This window comes from Stutzerimonas stutzeri, from assembly GCF_000952685.1.
Lineage (GTDB): Bacteria > Pseudomonadota > Gammaproteobacteria > Pseudomonadales > Pseudomonadaceae > Stutzerimonas > Stutzerimonas stutzeri_E.
In genome coordinates, this window is the sequence record NZ_JYHV01000037.1 from 719,187 (window position 1) to 736,695 (window position 17,509).

At 62.0% G+C, this 17,509-nt stretch carries 17 protein-coding genes; 11 read left to right on the forward strand and 6 right to left on the reverse strand.

All coding sequences use genetic code 11. The features are described 5' to 3' along the window. Nucleotides 1-7 precede the first annotated feature (7 nt). The 3 genes from UF78_RS21895 to UF78_RS21905 all read right to left on the reverse strand — a co-directional run bounded on the left by UF78_RS21895 (nucleotide 8) and on the right by UF78_RS21905 (nucleotide 4,061). Nucleotides 8-2,482, reverse strand: coding sequence for a TonB-dependent siderophore receptor (locus UF78_RS21895; protein ID WP_045164307.1), 2,475 nt, complete (start codon nucleotides 2,480-2,482; stop codon nucleotides 8-10). A 104-nt stretch (nucleotides 2,483-2,586) separates the two neighbouring features. Next, nucleotides 2,587-3,546, reverse strand: a complete 960-nt coding sequence (locus tag UF78_RS21900) for a FecR domain-containing protein (RefSeq protein WP_045164308.1) — start codon at nucleotides 3,544-3,546, stop codon at nucleotides 2,587-2,589. After that, nucleotides 3,543-4,061 carry a sigma-70 family RNA polymerase sigma factor gene (locus tag UF78_RS21905; RefSeq protein ID WP_045164309.1) on the reverse strand — a complete coding sequence of 173 codons (519 nt, stop codon included), beginning with the start codon at nucleotides 4,059-4,061 and terminating at the stop codon, nucleotides 3,543-3,545. Before UF78_RS21905 ends, UF78_RS21900 begins: the two co-directional genes overlap by 4 nt. Nucleotides 4,062-4,210: 149 nt before the next feature. Between UF78_RS21905 and UF78_RS21910 the strand changes: the two genes are divergently transcribed. Continuing rightward, nucleotides 4,211-4,735: a DUF3617 domain-containing protein gene (locus UF78_RS21910; protein WP_045164310.1), complete on the forward strand. Its 525-nt coding sequence runs from the start codon at nucleotides 4,211-4,213 to the stop codon at nucleotides 4,733-4,735. Between the two features lie 43 nt (nucleotides 4,736-4,778). On the opposite strand, the gene UF78_RS21915 is transcribed toward UF78_RS21910, so the two are convergent. Continuing rightward, complete coding sequence (locus tag UF78_RS21915) at nucleotides 4,779-5,135, reverse strand: hypothetical protein (protein ID WP_045164311.1); 357 nt, start codon at nucleotides 5,133-5,135, stop codon at nucleotides 4,779-4,781. Between the two features lie 92 nt (nucleotides 5,136-5,227). Between UF78_RS21915 and UF78_RS21920 the strand changes: the two genes are divergently transcribed. Beyond that, nucleotides 5,228-6,196 (forward strand): CobW family GTP-binding protein, encoded by a 969-nt coding sequence (locus UF78_RS21920; protein ID WP_045164312.1) that lies wholly within the window; start codon nucleotides 5,228-5,230, stop codon nucleotides 6,194-6,196. A 7-nt stretch (nucleotides 6,197-6,203) separates the two neighbouring features. On the opposite strand, the gene UF78_RS21925 is transcribed toward UF78_RS21920, so the two are convergent. Together UF78_RS21925 and UF78_RS21930 are read right to left on the reverse strand one after the other, a co-directional pair. After that, the gene (locus UF78_RS21925) at nucleotides 6,204-6,578 is read right to left on the reverse strand and encodes a DUF3301 domain-containing protein (RefSeq protein ID WP_045164313.1); all 375 of its coding nucleotides are present in this window, start codon (nucleotides 6,576-6,578) and stop codon (nucleotides 6,204-6,206) included. Nucleotides 6,579-6,666: 88 nt separating this feature from the next. Then, nucleotides 6,667-7,074, reverse strand: a complete 408-nt coding sequence (locus tag UF78_RS21930; protein WP_045164314.1) for an SMI1/KNR4 family protein — start codon at nucleotides 7,072-7,074, stop codon at nucleotides 6,667-6,669. Between the two features lie 202 nt (nucleotides 7,075-7,276). Here UF78_RS21930 and UF78_RS21935 point away from each other — a divergent pair, with 202 nt between their 5' ends. The 9 genes from UF78_RS21935 to cysC all read left to right on the forward strand — a co-directional run bounded on the left by UF78_RS21935 (nucleotide 7,277) and on the right by cysC (nucleotide 17,509). Next, nucleotides 7,277-9,535: an ATP-binding protein gene (locus tag UF78_RS21935; protein WP_045164315.1), complete on the forward strand. Its 2,259-nt coding sequence runs from the start codon at nucleotides 7,277-7,279 to the stop codon at nucleotides 9,533-9,535. Nucleotides 9,536-9,548: 13 nt separating this feature from the next. Further along, entirely contained in the window at nucleotides 9,549-10,034 is a 486-nt protein-coding gene (locus UF78_RS21940; RefSeq protein ID WP_045164316.1) for a response regulator, read from the forward strand. Nucleotides 10,035-10,104: 70 nt separating this feature from the next. Continuing rightward, nucleotides 10,105-12,504 carry a response regulator gene (locus UF78_RS21945; protein ID WP_045164317.1) on the forward strand — a complete coding sequence of 800 codons (2,400 nt, stop codon included), beginning with the start codon at nucleotides 10,105-10,107 and terminating at the stop codon, nucleotides 12,502-12,504. Then, nucleotides 12,504-13,067 carry a biliverdin-producing heme oxygenase gene (locus UF78_RS21950; RefSeq protein ID WP_045164318.1) on the forward strand — a complete coding sequence of 188 codons (564 nt, stop codon included), beginning with the start codon at nucleotides 12,504-12,506 and terminating at the stop codon, nucleotides 13,065-13,067. The genes UF78_RS21945 and UF78_RS21950 overlap by 1 nt, the downstream gene beginning before the upstream one ends. 162 nt (nucleotides 13,068-13,229) lie before the next feature. Continuing rightward, nucleotides 13,230-14,570 carry an arylsulfotransferase family protein gene (locus tag UF78_RS21955; RefSeq protein ID WP_045164319.1) on the forward strand — a complete coding sequence of 447 codons (1,341 nt, stop codon included), beginning with the start codon at nucleotides 13,230-13,232 and terminating at the stop codon, nucleotides 14,568-14,570. Between the two features lie 32 nt (nucleotides 14,571-14,602). After that, entirely contained in the window at nucleotides 14,603-14,866 is a 264-nt protein-coding gene (locus tag UF78_RS21960) for a hypothetical protein (protein WP_196298707.1), read from the forward strand. An 80-nt stretch (nucleotides 14,867-14,946) separates the two neighbouring features. Then, the gene (locus tag UF78_RS21965) at nucleotides 14,947-15,663 is read left to right on the forward strand and encodes a hypothetical protein (RefSeq protein WP_045164321.1); all 717 of its coding nucleotides are present in this window, start codon (nucleotides 14,947-14,949) and stop codon (nucleotides 15,661-15,663) included. After that, complete coding sequence (locus tag UF78_RS21970) at nucleotides 15,660-16,817, forward strand: sulfotransferase family protein (protein ID WP_230623724.1); 1,158 nt, start codon at nucleotides 15,660-15,662, stop codon at nucleotides 16,815-16,817. Before UF78_RS21965 ends, UF78_RS21970 begins: the two co-directional genes overlap by 4 nt. Before the next feature lie 23 nt (nucleotides 16,818-16,840). After that, nucleotides 16,841-17,509 (forward strand): adenylyl-sulfate kinase, encoded by a 669-nt coding sequence (gene cysC / locus UF78_RS21975; protein WP_045164322.1) that lies wholly within the window; start codon nucleotides 16,841-16,843, stop codon nucleotides 17,507-17,509.

Below are 17,509 nucleotides of genomic sequence, written 5' to 3' on the forward strand. Positions count from 1 at the left end.
GCCCGTTTCAGAAGTCGTAGGTCAGAGTGGCCATCACGTTGCGCTCTTCACCGTAGTAACACTGGTTAAGGCTGTTGCAAGCCGCAACGTACTTTTCATCGGTAAGGTTGTTCAAATTCAGGCGTACACCCACGCCATCCACCCCGACGCGGGACATGTCGTAGCTGAGCATGGCGTCATAGAGCGTGTAGGAAGGAATACGCAACGTGTTCTCCGCATCCGCCCAGCTTTTGCCGAAGTAACGCACGCCACCGCCGATTTGCAGGCCGGCGATAAGCCCCTTATCGAAGGTATAGTCCGTCCACAGCGACGCCATGTTGCGCGCCACCGCGTTGGGCGTGTTGCCACGGTTATTAATGCCGGCCGTACCGATGTAGTCCTTGCTGTACTCGACATCCATGTAGGTGTAGCTGGCCAGCACGTTGACGTTTTCCAGCGGGTTCAAACGCGCTTCCAGCTCCACGCCACGAGAGGTGATTTCGCCAACGGAGCGGAAAAAGTTCTCGTTGGAATCCTTGCTCGACAGATTGGATTGCTTCAGGTCGAACAGCGAAATCGTATAAAGGTCATCGGTGCCGAGAGGTTGGTATTTCAGCCCGAGCTCTACCTGTTCGCCTTCGGTGGGGTCGAGCAAGGTGATGTCGTAGGCGCTGCCATCGTAGTTATAGGCGCCGGTGGCGTTGGGATTGAACGACTCGGAATAACTGATGTAGGGGGACAATCCGTTGTCGAAGGCATAGAGCACCCCGACGCGTCCGGTGAACTGTTCGAGCTTGGACTGATCGGACTGATCGCCGTAGATCGATTCGGTCTGATCGAAAGAGACGTCGACCCAATCCTGCCGCGCCCCTAGCGAGAATCGCCAATTACCCAGGCTGATTAGATCCTGCACATAGAGCCCGGTCTGCTCCAGCTCACGCAATTCATCGTACTGGTGATAGAAGGTTGGGCTACCGGCGCTGACGCTGCCGGTGTAGGGGTTGATTTTGCTCAGCCCATTACCGGCGTCGTAGTCGACCTTGGCCTTGCGACGCTGATAGTCCAGGCCCGTTACCAGCGTATGACTGAGCGCGCCGGTATCGAAGAGAAACTGCAATTGGTTATCGATGGTCCAAGCATGCAGGACTTCGTCGGCACCGGTGTAGTAGCGCACCAATTCATCTGCAGTGGCATAGCCGTACTGGTAGACCTGCCCGGATTCCACCGTCGAATCGAGATATTGGAAATTCTGACGGGCCGACACCACGTCGTTGAAGCGATGCTCCAACTGATAGCCGATCATCTGCTGGTCGCGCTCAAACTTTTCGTAGTCTTCGTCGCCTTCGAAGAAGCTGCGCGAGATGCGTTGCCCATTGTGCGAGGTGATGGTTCCGTCTGCCGGCAATCCGCCATGGTAGCCGCTCTCGGGATCACGCTGGAGCATGGCCAGCAAGGTCAGGCGTGTGTCCTCAGTGAAGTCGATGCTCAGCGATGGCATCACTGCGTAGCGCTTTTCCTCGACTCCATCGACCTGGTTGTCGGCGTCCTTGACGACCCCGACGAGCCGATAAGCGATCCGCTCATCATCCAGCGGACCGGTAAGGTCGAAAGCGGCCTGCTTGTTGTCTTCGCTGCCATAGGACAGTTGAATCTGACGGCTGCCTTCGTATTGCGGCTTCTTGCTGGTCATCGCCACCAGCCCGCCGGGAAGACTGCGCCCGTAGAGCACCGATGAAGGTCCCTTGAGAATGTCGATGCGCTCGATGAAATATGGATCGACTTGCAGGCTGCTGTAGGTGCCGCTATCACCCAGCAGCTTCTGGCCGTCGAGGTAGAGGTTATCCACCGAGCCATCGGTGATACCCCGCATGGCGACATAATCGTAGCGGGTAGTGGCGCCATAAGGCGTACTCATCAATCCCGGCGTGTAGCGAACCGCCTGAGCGATCGATCGAGAGCCCTGATCTTCGATCTGCTGGCGAGTAACCACCGAAACGGTCTGAGAGGTTTCGGCCAGCGGCATGCTCGTCTTCGTCGCCACGCTGCTGTGCGTGGCGTTGTAGCCTTCCATCTCGCCCAAGGCGTTACCCAGCGCAAAGCCCTCGACCACCATGGGCTTCAGTTCGACGGTGCCGGTCTGCTCAGGACGCGGCGCCAGCGAATAGGTGCCGCGCCCGCGCACCGCCTGCAACCCGCTGCCCTGGAGCAGCGCCGCGAAGCCGTCCTCGATACCGTATTGGCCTTGCAGGCCGCTCGATTGCCGCCCTTCGATCAGTCGGGCATCGACCGACAGCATGACCCCGGCTTCGCCGGCAAAGCGACTAAGGGCGCTGGACAGCGAGCCCCTGGGAATGTCGTAACCGCGCACCGACTGCTGACTGGTGGACTGCGCCAAGGCCATCGGCGAAGTGGCGAGCGCCGCCAGAGGCAGGCAGAGCATGGCGGCACGAACGGCCTGGGCAAGCGTACTGGAGCGGCGGAACGGAAGAACGATGGAGCGCATGAGTCATCCTTTTTGCGAAAGGCAAAATCGTGATCGTTGCCGTTAAGCCCCGTGACATCGCAAAAAGGGAACTGCAGATACGAATTTTTTGCATTCGTGTTTAATCAGGAGCTGGAACGCTGTTCCGCAGGTTCGAGGTTCACCCACCAAGGCAGCCGGCGATTGATGCGAAGCGCCAGGGTGTCCGCCAACACGTCCAGCACTCGATCGGTGTCCGCCAGGGGATAGGCGCCCACCACGCGCAAGCCCGCTACACGCGGATCGCAACCGAGATAGCCCTGGCGATAACGCGCCAGCTCGGCGACGAACGCGTCGAGGCGCAGGTTATCGGCCACCAGAACACCATTGGTCCAGGACTGCCGGCCCGCCTGCACGGAACGTTCGGGTTCGATGTGACGGCTGTCGAAAGCGACTTGCTGGCCGCTCATGACGGTACGCGCCCCCCCCTGCCCGCTGGGCATGACTTCGACCGTGCCGTCGAACACACTGAGCTGGGAGCTGCCGTCACGTTGCAATACCGAAAACCGGGTGACGCCATGCGCCCGTAACCTGCCTTCGGCCGTTTGCAGCACCAGCGGACGAGGCTCGGCGGCCGCCTGCATCAGCAATTCGCCGCGGTACAACGAGAGCTGACGGGAGCGCTCTTCGAAGACGACATCCACCGCGCTGTCGGTATTCAGCCACAGCCGCGAGCCATCATCCAGGCGCCAGTTGCGCACCTCTCCAACAGCCGTGCGCTGGTCCGCCGCCCAGCTTCGCCAAGGCACCGCGCCCGTGGCCAGGGCCAGCGCGCCGCCTCCGCAAAGAATCGACAGGGTTTTCAGCGCCTGTCGCCGAGTTGGCTGTCCCGAGCGCAATAAAGCCGTCGCCGCGGGGCTGAACGGATCGCCGGCCAAGGGCTCCAGACATCCGCTGATCCGCTCCACCCGCTGCCAGGCCCGGGCATGTTCCGGCGTCGAGAGCCAGGCGCGCCAGGCCTCGCGATCAGCCTCGCTGACCGAATCGGACTGCAGCACCGCGAACCACTGCGCCGCCGCTTGCAGCACCTGATAGTCGAGGCTCATGGCGCCTCCTCGGCCAGCATCAGGCAATGCAGCATGGCCTGCGCCATATACTTCTTAACCATTCGCTCGGACACATCGAGCTCGACGGCGATGGCCGCATAGGTCAACCCGTGCAACTGCGACAGCAGGAATGCGCGACGCACCTTGTAAGGTAGACGCGTCAGCATCGTATCGACCTGCATCAGCGTTTCGACGATCAGCGCCTGGGATTCCGGCGACGGCATGACCGCCTCCGGCTGCAAGGCGAGCGCGTCCAGATAGGCCTGCTCGATCCGCTTGCGTCGCCAGTGATTGATCAGCAACCCCTTGGCGATGGTGTGCAGGTAGGCGCGAGGTTCGCGAATGGGTTCCAGACCATGGTCTTTGCTCAATACGCGAACAAAGGTGTCCTGCGCCAGATCGGCGGCCTTCTGGCTGCAGCCGAGCTGACGCCGCAACCAGCCGTTCAGCCAGCCTTGATGGTCGACATACAGCCGATGCACCAGCTCATGTCTGACCATACCCTCGGTCGCCATGGTCGTACCCTTCGCCTTGAGAAGCGTTAATGCTAACGCTTCTCATAAACACAAAGCTATGCCCCTCGCGCGTCGACACGCATGACTCAACACCACTCGGGTTTTTCTGACTCGGCTAGGCTTTACGGACATCACTTTGGAGTCTCGAGATGAAACCCATCATTCACCTCTGCGCTGCTGCGTTACTGCTTGGCTCACTCCCTGTTCAGGCGCTGGAAATGCTTCCTGGGCTTTGGGAGTTTTCCAGTGACAACATCGAAGTGGATGGCACGCAGATGCCAGGCATGGCGGAAATGCTCGAGCAGATGAAAGGCTTGCCGCCTGAGCAAAAGAAAATGATGGAAGACATGCTTGCGGCGCAAGGCGTCGAGCTGGGCTCTGGCGGGGTGCGCATGTGCCTGAGCGAAGCGCAGGTGAAATCCCGTGAACTGCCATTTCAGGATGAGCCCGGCTGCAGCCAGAAACTCGTCGAACAGACCGACAATCTGTGGAAATTCAGCTTCGAATGCCCTGACGCCAAGGGGCACGGCGAGACCCAGCTGATCAGCGAGCGAGAGGTGGTCAGCACGATCGAAAGCGATTATCGGGTCGGCACGCAGCAGGGCAGCAGCCGCATGCAATCACGCGGGAAGTGGCTGGGCACCGATTGCGGCACGCTCAAGCCGAGAAAATAGCGAAGGTTTCACGTGGAACCCATGGGCATCAGCCTGCCCCACGCTATTCTTCAGCCCATTCACCGCCGCTGGTCTGCTCGCAGGCTGGCTGGAGAAAGCGTGCGTCGCTGGCGACGCCGTAATAATGAATATCTTGCCGATAGGGCATATTGGAGACCTGGGCATTACGGCAGATACCAAAGGCGCCGGTGGGGCATTGCTCGACGAAAGCGACTTCCACCTCTTGGTCCTTGAGTTGCGGTTGGCAGAAGCCGGAGCGAAACAGTTCCGCCGGGATCGTGCGATTCTGCTGACAGAGCTTCACCTCGATCCGCTCATCCTGGCTGTGGATCACGCAACCCTCGGCCCACGCCTGTCCAGCGATGGTCAGCGACAGCAACAGAAAACACATTGAACGCATCGAACGGTACCCTTGATCTACCCGCCGCGACTCTAGCACGCAGATCCTGAAATCGCTTCCACCCCAGCCACCGAGTGCGCACCATAGCCCACATGCTGACCCACATACCTACCCATGTAATCTGCGGACCGCTCGGCGCCGGCAAGACCAGTCTGATCCGCTCGCTGCTGGCGCAGAAGCCCGCCAGCGAACGCTGGGCCGTGCTGATCAACGAGTTCGGCCAGATAGGAATCGACGCCGCGCTGCTGACCACCGATGACACCGGTATCAGCCTGGCCGAAATCGCCGGTGGCTGCCTGTGTTGCATCAATGGCGTGCCGTTCCAGGTCGGCCTGAGCCGCTTGCTGCGCAAGGCCAAACCGGATCGGCTGCTGATCGAGCCCTCAGGACTGGGGCATCCGTCCGAGCTGCTGAAGCAACTCAGTGCGCCACCCTGGCACGAAGTTCTGGCGTTACAGCCGTGCGTTACCGTGCTCGACGCCGCAGCTCTGGCACGTGGTGAGCCGTTGCCGCCGAGCCAGCAAGAAGCGCTACAGAGCAGCGGCTTGTTGCTGCTGAACAAGTGCGAACAGCTGACTCAGACCGATCGCCAGCACCTCGCTACGCGGCTGCCCGCGCTACCCCTGCGCTGGATACGTGAGGGCGCTCTGCCGATCACCGAACTGCCCGGCATCGACAGACAAGCCGGCATGGCCCATGACGAGCTTGAAATGCCTTTGCCCGCTACCGCCGGCGTAACCGGTGGCGTCTGGCTGGATCCGCAACAGCCCTTCTCCCAGAGCCAGGGCGGCGCGGATGGCTGGAGCATCGGCTGGCGCTGGCATCCGAGCCAGCATTTCGATCTGCAAGACATAGCCCAATGGCTCGGTAGTCTCAACTGGCGCAGAGCGAAGCTGGTCGTGCACGGGCCCGATGGCTGGCGCTCGGCTAACGCACTGGCCGGCGAGCCGCTGCGGTTCGAGCCCAGCGAATGGCGGAAGGATTCGAGGCTCGAACTGATTTTCGACGAGCCCCAAGACCAAGAGCGTCTGATGGCAGCAATGGCGGCCTGTCGACTCTAACGCAGGCTCACTCGCCGCGACGGCGCCACTCGTCCAACTGGATCACTCGTCCCGAATCAGGTGGCGCATGAAAGGGGTGCGCCTCCATCTCGATCGATCCTGGACGGGCACCGAACATGACGATGCTGCCCTGATGGCGTTGCTCTCCGGTGACGGTGAATTCGAAACCGTAGACCCGTGCGAAACGGCGTTGTCCCCGTGCGTCACGAATCACTCCCAGACGGCGAAACGCCACATTGCCGTCCAGCAGCTCGACATCCATCGTCTTGCAGTGGCGCCGCACCGCTGCCAGCGCGCGCTCACGGATGCCATGCGCATGCCAAAGCCAGGCGACACCGGTTAGCAGCAAGAGAAAGATGAACAGATTGCCGAGCGTCACCATGGACGTTGCGCTCCATGGGAGATCGCCGCGAACGGCACGTGCCGGCCCGATATGGGCGATATGCGCCCGCAGACGTGGGCCTGGCCGCTCAACTTTCCAGCCAGACGTCGCGTGCCCAGTGCCACACCGACTCCCAGCTCTCGTCGGTCAACTCGTGCTCGTCGCCGTCGAACAGCATGACCTCGCCTTCGAGATCGACCACGTAATAATCCGGCCCGTCCTGGCAGATCGGCAGCAGGTCGCGCGCCACGCCAGCGTCCCAGGCGTTGGCGGCCACTTCCGGCAAATAGGTGTGCGACTGTGGGTCGGCCGCGGTCACCGGCTCCAGCCGGCCATAGACCACGTCGCTGACCGTCAGCAGGAATTCACGCAAACCGAACGGCAGGTTGATCAACAGCTCTTCCTCGACCTCGACCAGCCGGTCGTCGTCCGGGAGCTCCAACGGAACCGGTACCGGTTCGTTGAGCTCACGCAGTTGCTCGATCACCTCTTCCATGACAATCCCCCCTCTGCAGTCGCCTGGAATGCGCCGTTTATACAAGCCCTCGCATTGGCTAGCCAGTACCAGTCGCGCTAAAGTGGCCTCCGCTCGAAAATCCGGTGTGCCCATGCAAGCGTTACGAAGCAGGCACCGACCTGAATAGCCGCATGGATGCCTGCTCATCGTTCAGCCCGCTCGGGCTCGACTAGGAGATATCGTGGCATCCACCCCAGCAAGCGACAGGCTCACAGAGGCGCTCGCCCAGTGCGCTGAAGAACCCATCCACATCCCCGGCAGTATTCAACCCCATGGGTTTCTGCTGGTGCTCCGCGAACCTCAGCTGACCATCGTCCAAGCCAGCGACAATGTCTTGCAGTGGCTCGGCGTCGAAGCCCATGCGTTGCTCGGCCAGCCCCTCGCCGAGCTCATCGGCGAGTGCGGCTTCGCCGAACGCCTGGCTGCGCTGGCCGAAGACGATCACAATCCGTTCCACCTAAGCGACATCAGTTTCACGCTGCCGGGTAGCAATGACCGGCCGACGTTCGCCTTGATGGCCCACCGCTACTCGGGCCGGCTCATCGTCGAGTTCGAGGCCGCGGGCAGTTCCGGCAAGGCCTACGACACGCTCTATCCGCTGATGCGAACCTTCGTGGTGCAGCTGCAAGAAGCGCAGGCGCTTGAATTCATCTGCCAACTGGCCGTGCGCGAAGTCAAACGCATCACCGGCTTCGGTCGGGTCAAGGCTTACCGCTTCGATGCCCAAGGCAACGGCGTGGTACTGGCAGAAGAAGCCGACGAAGGTTACCCGCGCTATCTGGGGCTGCACTTTCCAGCTTCGGATATTCCGCCACAGGCACGCCAGCTCTACCGCAACAACCTGATCCGCGTGATCCAGGACGCCAACTACCGACCCTCCCCGCTGGTACCCGCGCTCAATCCGGACACGGGTGAACCGCTGGATCTGAGCTTCGCCTCGCTTCGCAGCGTGTCGCCGGTACACCTACAGTACATGCGCAACATGGGCACGCTCGCGTCGATGTCGATTTCCATCGTCGTGCAGGGCGAGCTCTGGGGCATGATCTCTTGCCATGACGCCGCGCCGCGCACCGTGGGTTATCAGACCCGCACGGCTTGCGAGCTGTTGGGGCGAATTCTTTCGCTGCAGATCGAAGCCAAGGAGGCGGCGGCGCTGGCCCAGCGCAAGCTGGAATTACGTCGCCAGATCGTCGAGCTGCTTTCGGCAATGGCCGACCGCGACAGCGTCATCGAAGGCTTCAAGAATCTTCCGGCCGCCGTACTCGGATTCGCCAGTGCCGACGGCGCCGCCATCGTCTCGGGCGAATCCCACGAAATCATCGGTGAGACACCTCCACCCGAATTGCTGACCGCCTTGACGCTATGGCTGTCGCAGCAGCATGAGCGTCTGGTGTTCAGTTCCGATTGCGTTTCTCGCGACATTCCCGCCGTGCCGGAACTGGCCGCGCATTGTGCGGGCCTGCTGGCGGTGTCGATTTCGCGCCTGCATCCGCATTACCTGCTGTGGTTCCGTCGTGAGCAGATCAAGACCGTGAACTGGGCCGGTCAGACGGGCAAGCAATTTGACGGTCGCGGCGGATTGTCCCCGCGCGACAGTTTCGAGAACTGGCGCGAGACGGTGCGTGGCTACGCCCAGCCCTGGCAACCGGTGGAGCTGGAAGGTGCACTCGAACTGCGCACCGCAGTGCTCGGCATCGTGCTGCGTAAGGCCGAAGAAATGGCCCAGCTCGCCGGTGAGCTGCGTGAAAGCAACAAAGAGCTGGAGTCTTTCTCCTACAGCGTCTCGCATGATCTGCGCGCGCCGCTGCGGCATATCACCGGCTATGCCGAGCTGTTGGGCGAGCTCGAAGGCAGCAAACTCAGCGATCGTGGCCTGCGCTTCCTTGACAACATCGGCGATGCCGCCCGTTTCGCTGGCACGCTCGTCGACAATCTACTGAGTTTCTCCCAGATGGGCCGCGCCGCGCTGCGCCTGTCCGACGTGAATCTCAGCGCGCTGGTCGAATCCATCCGTCGGGAGTTGGCGCCGGACTGCGAAGGCCGGCAGATAGAATGGCACGTTCAGTCCATGCCCGTCGTGGTCGCCGACGCCGCGTTCATCCACATGGCCCTGCGCAACCTGATTTCCAATGCGCTCAAGTACAGCCGCACGCGTGAGCAGGCGGTCATCGAGATAGGCGCCGAACAGCGCGCCGAAGAAACCATCGTTTACGTTCGCGATAACGGTGTCGGCTTCAACATGCAATACGCCAACAAGCTATTCGGCGTCTTCCAGCGCCTGCATCGGATGGAGGAGTTCGAAGGCACCGGAATCGGGCTGGCCAGCGTGCGACGTATCATCGAGCGCCACGATGGGCAGGTCTGGGCGAACGGCGAAGTCGACCAGGGCGCGACCTTCTTTTTTTCACTGCCTCGCCTCGCTTACGCGTCATCCCTTTAGTACGAGACCCTTGATGCTCAAACCGATTCTTTTGGTAGAAGACAATCCTCACGACCTCGAGCTGACGCTGGTCGCGCTCGAGCGCAGTCAACTGGCCAACGATGTGATTGTCATGCGCGATGGCGCCGAGTCACTCGATTACCTGCTGCGTCGTGGCGACTATGCCCATCGCGCCGATGGCAATCCGGCCGTGCTGCTGCTAGACCTCAAGTTGCCCAAAGTAGACGGGCTTGAGGTGCTGAAAATTGTTCGCGAGACCCCTGAGCTGCGCAGCATACCGGTGGTGATGCTGACGTCCTCGCGTGAGGAACCCGACCTGACGAAGGCCTATGAATTGGGGGTGAACGCTTACGTGGTCAAACCGGTCGAATTCCGGGACTTCGTGGCCGCCATTTCCGACCTCGGTATCTTCTGGGCTGTGCTCAACGAGCCGCCGCCGGGATCGTTGCGGCTGCAACGCCAACGCCGGGATCGCCAGGACGATGAGGAGCAGAGCTGAAAGGCAGCGACTTTGAGCGACTCAGAAGCAGACTTTTATCAAGCCGTGCGACACCCGCAACAGGATGGTTATGCCACCGAAAAAAAACATCAGCCTCCTGTTCGTTGAAGACAGCCCGCACGATGCCGAGCTGGCGCTCCTGACGCTCGAACGAAACCATTACATCATCGAGACGGAAGTCGTCTACGACCGTGCCGGCGTTGTCGAGGCACTGCAACGACGGCGTTTCGATCTGATTCTTTCGGACTTGATCCTGCCGGGTTATTCCGGCAGCCAGGCCCTGCAGGACGCCAAGCAACTGGCCCCCGACACCCCCTTCATTTTCCTCTCCGGCGTATTCGGCGAGGAGCACGCGGTCAACATGATGCGCTCCGGCGCCGTTGATTACGTGCTCAAACAGAACCTGAATTTTTTGCCCAAGGCGGTCGAGCGGGCTCTGAGCGAGGTGCAGGAACGCCACGGACGCCTGCGCGCCGAAGAGGCGCTGCGCGAAGTGGAGGTTCGCGCTCGTCTGGCGATCGATGCGGCGGGCCTGGGCATGTGGGACTACGAGCTGGCAAGCGGCACGATGATTCTCGATCAGCGCTGTCGCACCATGTTCGGTCTGCCACCCGACGCAGCGGTGAACATCAGCGCGTTGGCGTCGTTCTGCCATCCGGATGATCTGTCGCGCATACGCGAGAAGGTCCGGGACACGCTTACGGACGAGGGCGACAAGGAATTCACCGTCGACTATCGCATTCTGCTCGGCGACGGGCGGGTACGCTGGGTGGAGACCCGCGGACAAGGCTTCTTCGAGGACGGCGCGTGCAAGCGCTTCATCGGCGTGGTGATGGATGTCACCGAGCAGAAACTGGCCACCGAAGCGCTCAAGCGCATGAACGAAACACTCGGCGAGCGCGTCGAGGCACGCACCCGCGAGCGCGACCGCACCTGGGAGCTGTCACGCGACCTGCTCGCGGTGATGCGCTTCGATACCACGGCCGTCGCGCTCAATCCGGTCTGGGAAGGCATGCTCGGCTGGCCGCGCGAAAAACTCACTGACCGACCGCTCTGGGCGCTGGTGCACCCCGACGACCTCAGCGCAACCCTCGAAGAAACCGAGCGGATTCGCCGGGGCCAAGTCACCGACCGCTTCGTCAACCGCATGCAGCACCGCGATGGCAGCTATCGCTGGCTGTCCTGGACCGCCGTGCCCGAGGGCGAAAAGATGTACGCCGCGGGACGCGACATCACCAGCGAGATCGCGGCCGTCGACCGGCTCGCGGCGGCCAACCGCGAGCTGACGGAACAGATCAAGGAACGTGAACGCATCGAGGCGACCCTTCAGCAGATGCAGCGACTGGAGGCTGTCGGCCAGCTCACCGCCGGCGTCGCGCATGACTTCAACAATCTGCTGACAGTGATCCTCACCAGCGCCAGCTTTCTCAAGAACGACCTGGAGCGTGGCGCGCCGCTGGCCAAGTCGCTGAGCCGCCTGCAATACATCCAGGAGTCCGGCGAGCGCGGTGCGACCCTGACCAGTCAGCTGCTGGCGTTCGCTCGTCGTCAGCAGCTAGCCCCGAAGGCGGTGGACCTCAACGACACGCTGGTCGGCATGCTCAGCCTGTTGCACAGCACGCTTGGTGGCTCCGTCACCATCGAAACCGACACCTGCGCCGGGCTCTGGCATGCACTGGTCGATCCGACCCAGATCGAGATGATCATCCTCAACCTGGCGATCAACGCTCGCGACGCCATGGGCTCTGGTGGCCGGCTCGCCCTCAGTACCGCCAACGCGGTGATCGACACACCCGCGCAACGTGCCGAAGAGCCGGGGCCCGGCGAGTACGTAGTGCTGTCGGTGAGAGATACCGGTTCAGGTATGAGCGACGAGGTGTTGCAGAAGGCCTTCGAACCGTTTTTCACCACCAAAGAGGTGGGAAAGGGTTCGGGGCTCGGCTTGGCCCAGGTGTTCGGCTTCGCCAAGCAATCCGGGGGTGGCGCGCGGATCGAGACCGAGCTGGGCGTGGGTACTACCGTCAGCGTCTACCTGCCTCGGGTTCGGGCTCCGGAGCTGACGATCGACGCGCCGGCATACTCACACAGCACACCGATCGGTGACGCATCGAACACCGTCCTGCTGGTGGACGACGATCAGAGCGTACGTGAAGTGACCGCGCAGATGCTGATCAACCTGGGCTATTCGGTGATCCAGGCGGAGAGCGGCCAGCGGGCCCTGCAATTGCTGAAAGACGGCACGACGGTGGATCTGCTTCTGGCCGACTTCGCCATGCCGGGCATGAACGGCGGCGAGCTGGCCCGCGCCGTTCTGTCGAGTTACCCGAAGCTGCCCGTGGTATTCATCACCGGCTATGCCGAGCTCGGCGAACTGGGCATGGGCAGCACGACGATCATCCAAAAGCCCTTCCGCGAAGACGATCTGGCCAGCAAGATTCTCGGCGCGCTCACCGAAACGAGTCCCGCCTGATGTCATCCCTGCGTCAATGGCTCCGCGACGCTAGCGCGCCGCTGCACCAGCGAGTCGATACGGCCTTCTCCCGCTTCGACCTGAGCGAACGCCAGGATTACGAACTTTTTCTGCGTGCACACGCTGCGGCGCTGTTCGCCCTGGAAACGGCACTCGAACAGGGCCCGATAGCACAACTGCTGAATGATTGGCCCGAACGGCGCCGCAGCGCGGCGTTACGGCAAGACCTGCAGGCGCTGCAGATCGCCCTACCAGCAGCGCTGAGTGTCCAACCGGGCAGCGACGAAGGCTGGTACTGGGGGGTCGTCTATGTGCTGGAAGGCTCGCGGCTCGGTGGCCGGGTGCTGTCCCAGCGTGTCCGCGCCGGCGGCTCGGGCAGTCCACTGCACTACCTCGCTCATGGCGAAGGCATTCCGTTGTGGCCGCGTTTTCTGGCGCAATTCGAGCAACGAGCAACGCGCGTCGACCGCGGCCAACTGCTGCTCGGGACCCAGCTGGCATTCGGCCGGTTTCTCCGGGCCGCCGAGTACGAATTGCAAGCGACCGCCTCGCCATCGCCTTAGCGCCGTCCGGCCATTTCTTCTTCACCTTCCCAACGATCGCTCCCTATGGGCGCAACGGCGAACCTGGTCCGGCTATGCGAGTCTCAACACGCAGCATTCACCGTTTCGTTAGCCAGAAACGGCCAGCAGCCAACTCGATATCGCAGCCCACCAGGGGGGTTCATGGACAAGGCAGATCGTGCCGGTTTCGTTGTATTCATCCTTGCCATTGCCTTCATCGCCTTTGTGGGTGGCGCGTTGGTCACGCTTTCGCAGAGCTTTCCTTATCGCTATCTGAACGACGCCTACAAGGCGGCTCACGCGGCGCTGGCCCAGCTCACCGAAACCGATCTCTACACCGAGACGCATCTATGGCGACAAGCACGGCGCCAGGAGCGGGGCGTAACCATTCATGATGCGCAGGGCGCGTTCGAGGGGCTGACGGTCTACACCTCAGGCGATGGCAGTTACGCCAACCTGATGGATATGCAGGGCAAGGTGATTCACCGCTGGCAGCTGCCCTATCGCGAGATCTGGAAACAGAGCCCGGCCGGCCGCACCCCAAGGCCGGAAGACAGAATTTACTGGGACAAGGTTCGCCTGCTGCCCAACGGCGATTTGCTGGTGGTGATCACCGCCGATAACGACACGCCTTGGGGCTACGGCCTGATCCGCATCGATCGCGACTCCAAGCTGGTCTGGGCTTACCACGGCGCTGCCCATCACGACCTGCACCTGACGCCGGACGGTCGGGTGGTCACCCTCACCCATGACTTCAGCGAGGAAGATATCCCCGGCCTGCAGGGTCTCCAACGCCCTTGGCTGGATGATTTTCTGGTGACCCTGGATCTGGAAAGCGGCAAAGAGTTGAGCAAGGTATCGCTGTCCCAGGCCTTTCTCGAGTCGCGCTTCGCCGAGCCGCTGTACCAGACGCCCAGCTACGCCACCGGCGATCCGCTGCATGCCAACAGCGTGCACTTTCTCGACGACCGGCAAACCGCTGCCTTCGCCCCAGCCAAGGGCCGACCGGGGCAGGTGCTCGTCTCGTTCCGCAACCTCAGCACCATCGCGTTGGTCGACCCACAACAGGGCGTCGCAACCTGGGCCACCACCGGCCCCTGGCTGGTCCAGCACGATGCCCGTGTGCTGCCGAACGGAAATATGACCCTCTTCGACAATGCGGCCAACTATCGGGAGGCGAATATTTCCCGGGTGCTGGAAGTGAACCCGGGCACCCATGAAGTGGTCTGGAGTTACGAAGGAAACGATGAGCAACCCTTTGAAAGTTACGTCCGCAGCTCTGCGGAAACACTGCCCAACGGCAACCGCTTGATCACCGAATCCGATGGCGGGCGCCTGTTTGAGGTCACTCAGGAAGGGAACATCGTCTGGGAGTTCATCAACCCGGTTCGGGGCGGTGATAACGAAGCCTTTATCCCCATCGTCTCATCTGGGCAACGGATCGCTTACGAAACGCTCGACGCGACATTCCGCGCCGTTATCGATCAGTCGCTGAACAGGTGAATGACATGAATTCACGGCACATCCGAAACAGCATGAATTTTCTTATCGTGACGGCCGCCGCGCTGCCGCTGGTTGCTAACGCCTATGTCGGTCCAGGCGCTGGGCTGGGGCTCCTGACGGCGCTGTGGGGTCTGTTGGCGGCAGCCGGAGTCGCGGTCTTCTACGTAGTGATGTGGCCGATCCGCCGCATGCGCCGGCGGCGCAAGGCCGAACAGGCCGCCGCTACGGCGCGCACTGAGGGAGCCGCGCACCCCACCATCGAGCCTGAACGTAGCCGGGATTCCACGCACTCCTGACCCGGCTTGCCGAGCCAGGGCAACGCCTGGAAGGCCGGCCGACATAGCAGCCAAGCGGCTGGTTGATTGGGAGGATTGTCATGGGAATTCTGGATCTGCCCGGACCGCTATTCGCCGCGATTGACAGCCTGATGGCTGCGCTGATGCCCGCTGGTGCACGCTTGGTCATCTGGGCCATCATGGCCGGCGCCGGCACTCTGCTGCTGTATCGGCTGATCTCGCCCCAGGCACGGATCGGGCAGGCCAAGCGAGACGCTCGCGAAGCCCGACGTCGACTGAACGAGTTCGACGGCGAATTCGCCGAGGCCGGTCCCTTGATCCGGGGTCAGTTCAGCGCTGCCTTTCGCCATCTTGGCCTGGTGCTGATCCCTACCCTACTCTCCATGTTGCCGCTACTCGCGCTGCTGACCTGGATCGATCATACCTACAGCTACGATTTTCCGGACCGAGACGATCCCCCGGTGATGATGGTCGAACCCGAACCCGATTTCGCTGAATGGATCGCCGACAGCGACATACCGCTGGTCCGCATCGGCGTTGCCGGCAGCGAACTGGTGGAAATCGCCTTAACCGCACCGATCCCAGTGATCGAGCGGCGCCAGTGGTGGAACTGGCTGGTCGCCAACCCCCTTGGCTATCTGTCCGGCGAAACCGGCCTGGAGCGCGTCAGCATTGACCTGCCACAGCGCGCCTACCTGCCTTTCGGCCCCCCCTGGATGCGCTCCTGGCTGGCCATTCTGCTACCAACCATGGTGCTGGTGTCATTGCTCACCTATCGCTGGGCGCGCGTGGAATGAACGATCTGAACGTCGCCAACATCAAGCACGAGACGCGCGATCCCGGTTTCACGGTACCGACCTGGATGCACCTGCTCAGCGGTTGGATCCATCGCAATCCGCAACTCTGGATCCGGCTCGGTAATCTGGAGACCAAGGCGGTCGCCGACGCCATTGAGGATGTGCGGGTGGATCGGCCGATCTTTATCGCCGGACTGGCTCGTTCAGGCACCACCGTGTTGCTCGAGCAGCTGGCTACGCACCCGCAGGTGACCAGCCATCGCTATATCGACTATCCGCCGGTACTGACGCCCTATTGGTGGAACCGCTGGCTGGAAATGGTGCCACGTGCGACCGAAGTCGCCAGGGAGCGTGCGCACCAGGACGGCATCAGCATCACCTCGCAGAGTCCGGAAGCCTTCGAGGAGGTTCTCTGGATGGCGTTTTTCCCCGACGCTCACGATCCGGATCAAAGCTCGGTCATGGGGCGGCAACACGTCCATCCCGAGTTCGAGCGCTTCTACGCGGAGCACCTGCGCAAGCTGTTGGCCGTGCGTAAACGCCAGCGCTATGTCGCCAAGGGAAACTACAATCTGGTCCGGCTGGGATACCTACATCGTCTCTATCCCGAAGCCCGCTTCGTGCTGGCGATCCGCGATCCGATCTGGCACATCGCTTCGCTGATCAAGCAGCACCGCCTGTTCGTCACCGGCGAGAACGCAGAGCCCAGAGCCCTGGAACACATGCGTAGGGTCGGCCACTATGAATTCGGGCTCGACCGGCGGGCGATCAATACCGGCGACACCGCCCTGACCCGCAAGATCACCGAGCTCTGGGCATCGGGACGCGAAGTGGAAGGCTGGGCGCACTACTGGGCAGCCATCTACAGCTACGTGGCCGATGTGTTGGCGAACGACGAGGCGTTACACCAAGCCTGCCTGATGGTGCGCTACGAAGCCTTGTGCAGCGACCCGAGGACCACGCTGGCACGGGTTTTCGAACACAGTGACCTGCCCGTCACAGGTGACTGGTTGGACACCGCCGCAGCAGGACTGCACGCCCCCGGCTATTACCGTCCGACGTTCAGCGACGAGGAGATGGCGCTCATCCAGACCATCACCGGTCCGGTCGCAGCCCGCTTCGGCTACGGCGAAGACGCAGTTTCCAGAAGATGACTCAGCCCATTGAAGAGGTCCCCATGGCACATACCGGCGCCCCGCTGCACCAGGCCGAGCCGCCTGGCATCGAGGAAATCCCGCGGGTTGGCGCGAAGCCGGATGCGCATCTTTATCGGCATGCGATGACGGTGGACAAGGCCGCACGAGCCGCAATCAACGGTCAGAAGCCGTGTGTCCTGTGGTTCACCGGATTGTCGGGAGCGGGCAAATCGACAGTGGCGGACTTGGTCGAACAGCAGCTGCACGCTCTGGGCAAACGCACCATGATTTTGGATGGTGACAACGTGCGCCATGGGCTCAACCGCGATCTCGGCTTCAGCGACGCCGATCGAATCGAAAACATTCGCCGAGTGGGAGAAGTTGCACGGCTGATGGTGGATGCCGGGCTGATCGTGCTGGTCAGCTTCATCTCGCCGTTCCGCAGTGAACGGCAGATGGTGCGCACGTTGATGGAGCCGAGCGAATTTCTCGAGATTTTCGTCGACGCCTCGCTCGAAATCTGCGAAGCGCGCGATCCCAAGGGCCTGTACCGCAAGGCGAGGGCCGGCCAGTTGCCTAACTTCACCGGCATCGACAGCCGTTACGAGCCGCCGAGCGCGCCCGAGTTGCGCCTGCCAGCGGGCGAAGCGTCACCCGAGGTGCTCGCCGAACAGGTCATGGCGCTGCTACGCGCGCGCGCCATGCTCTGA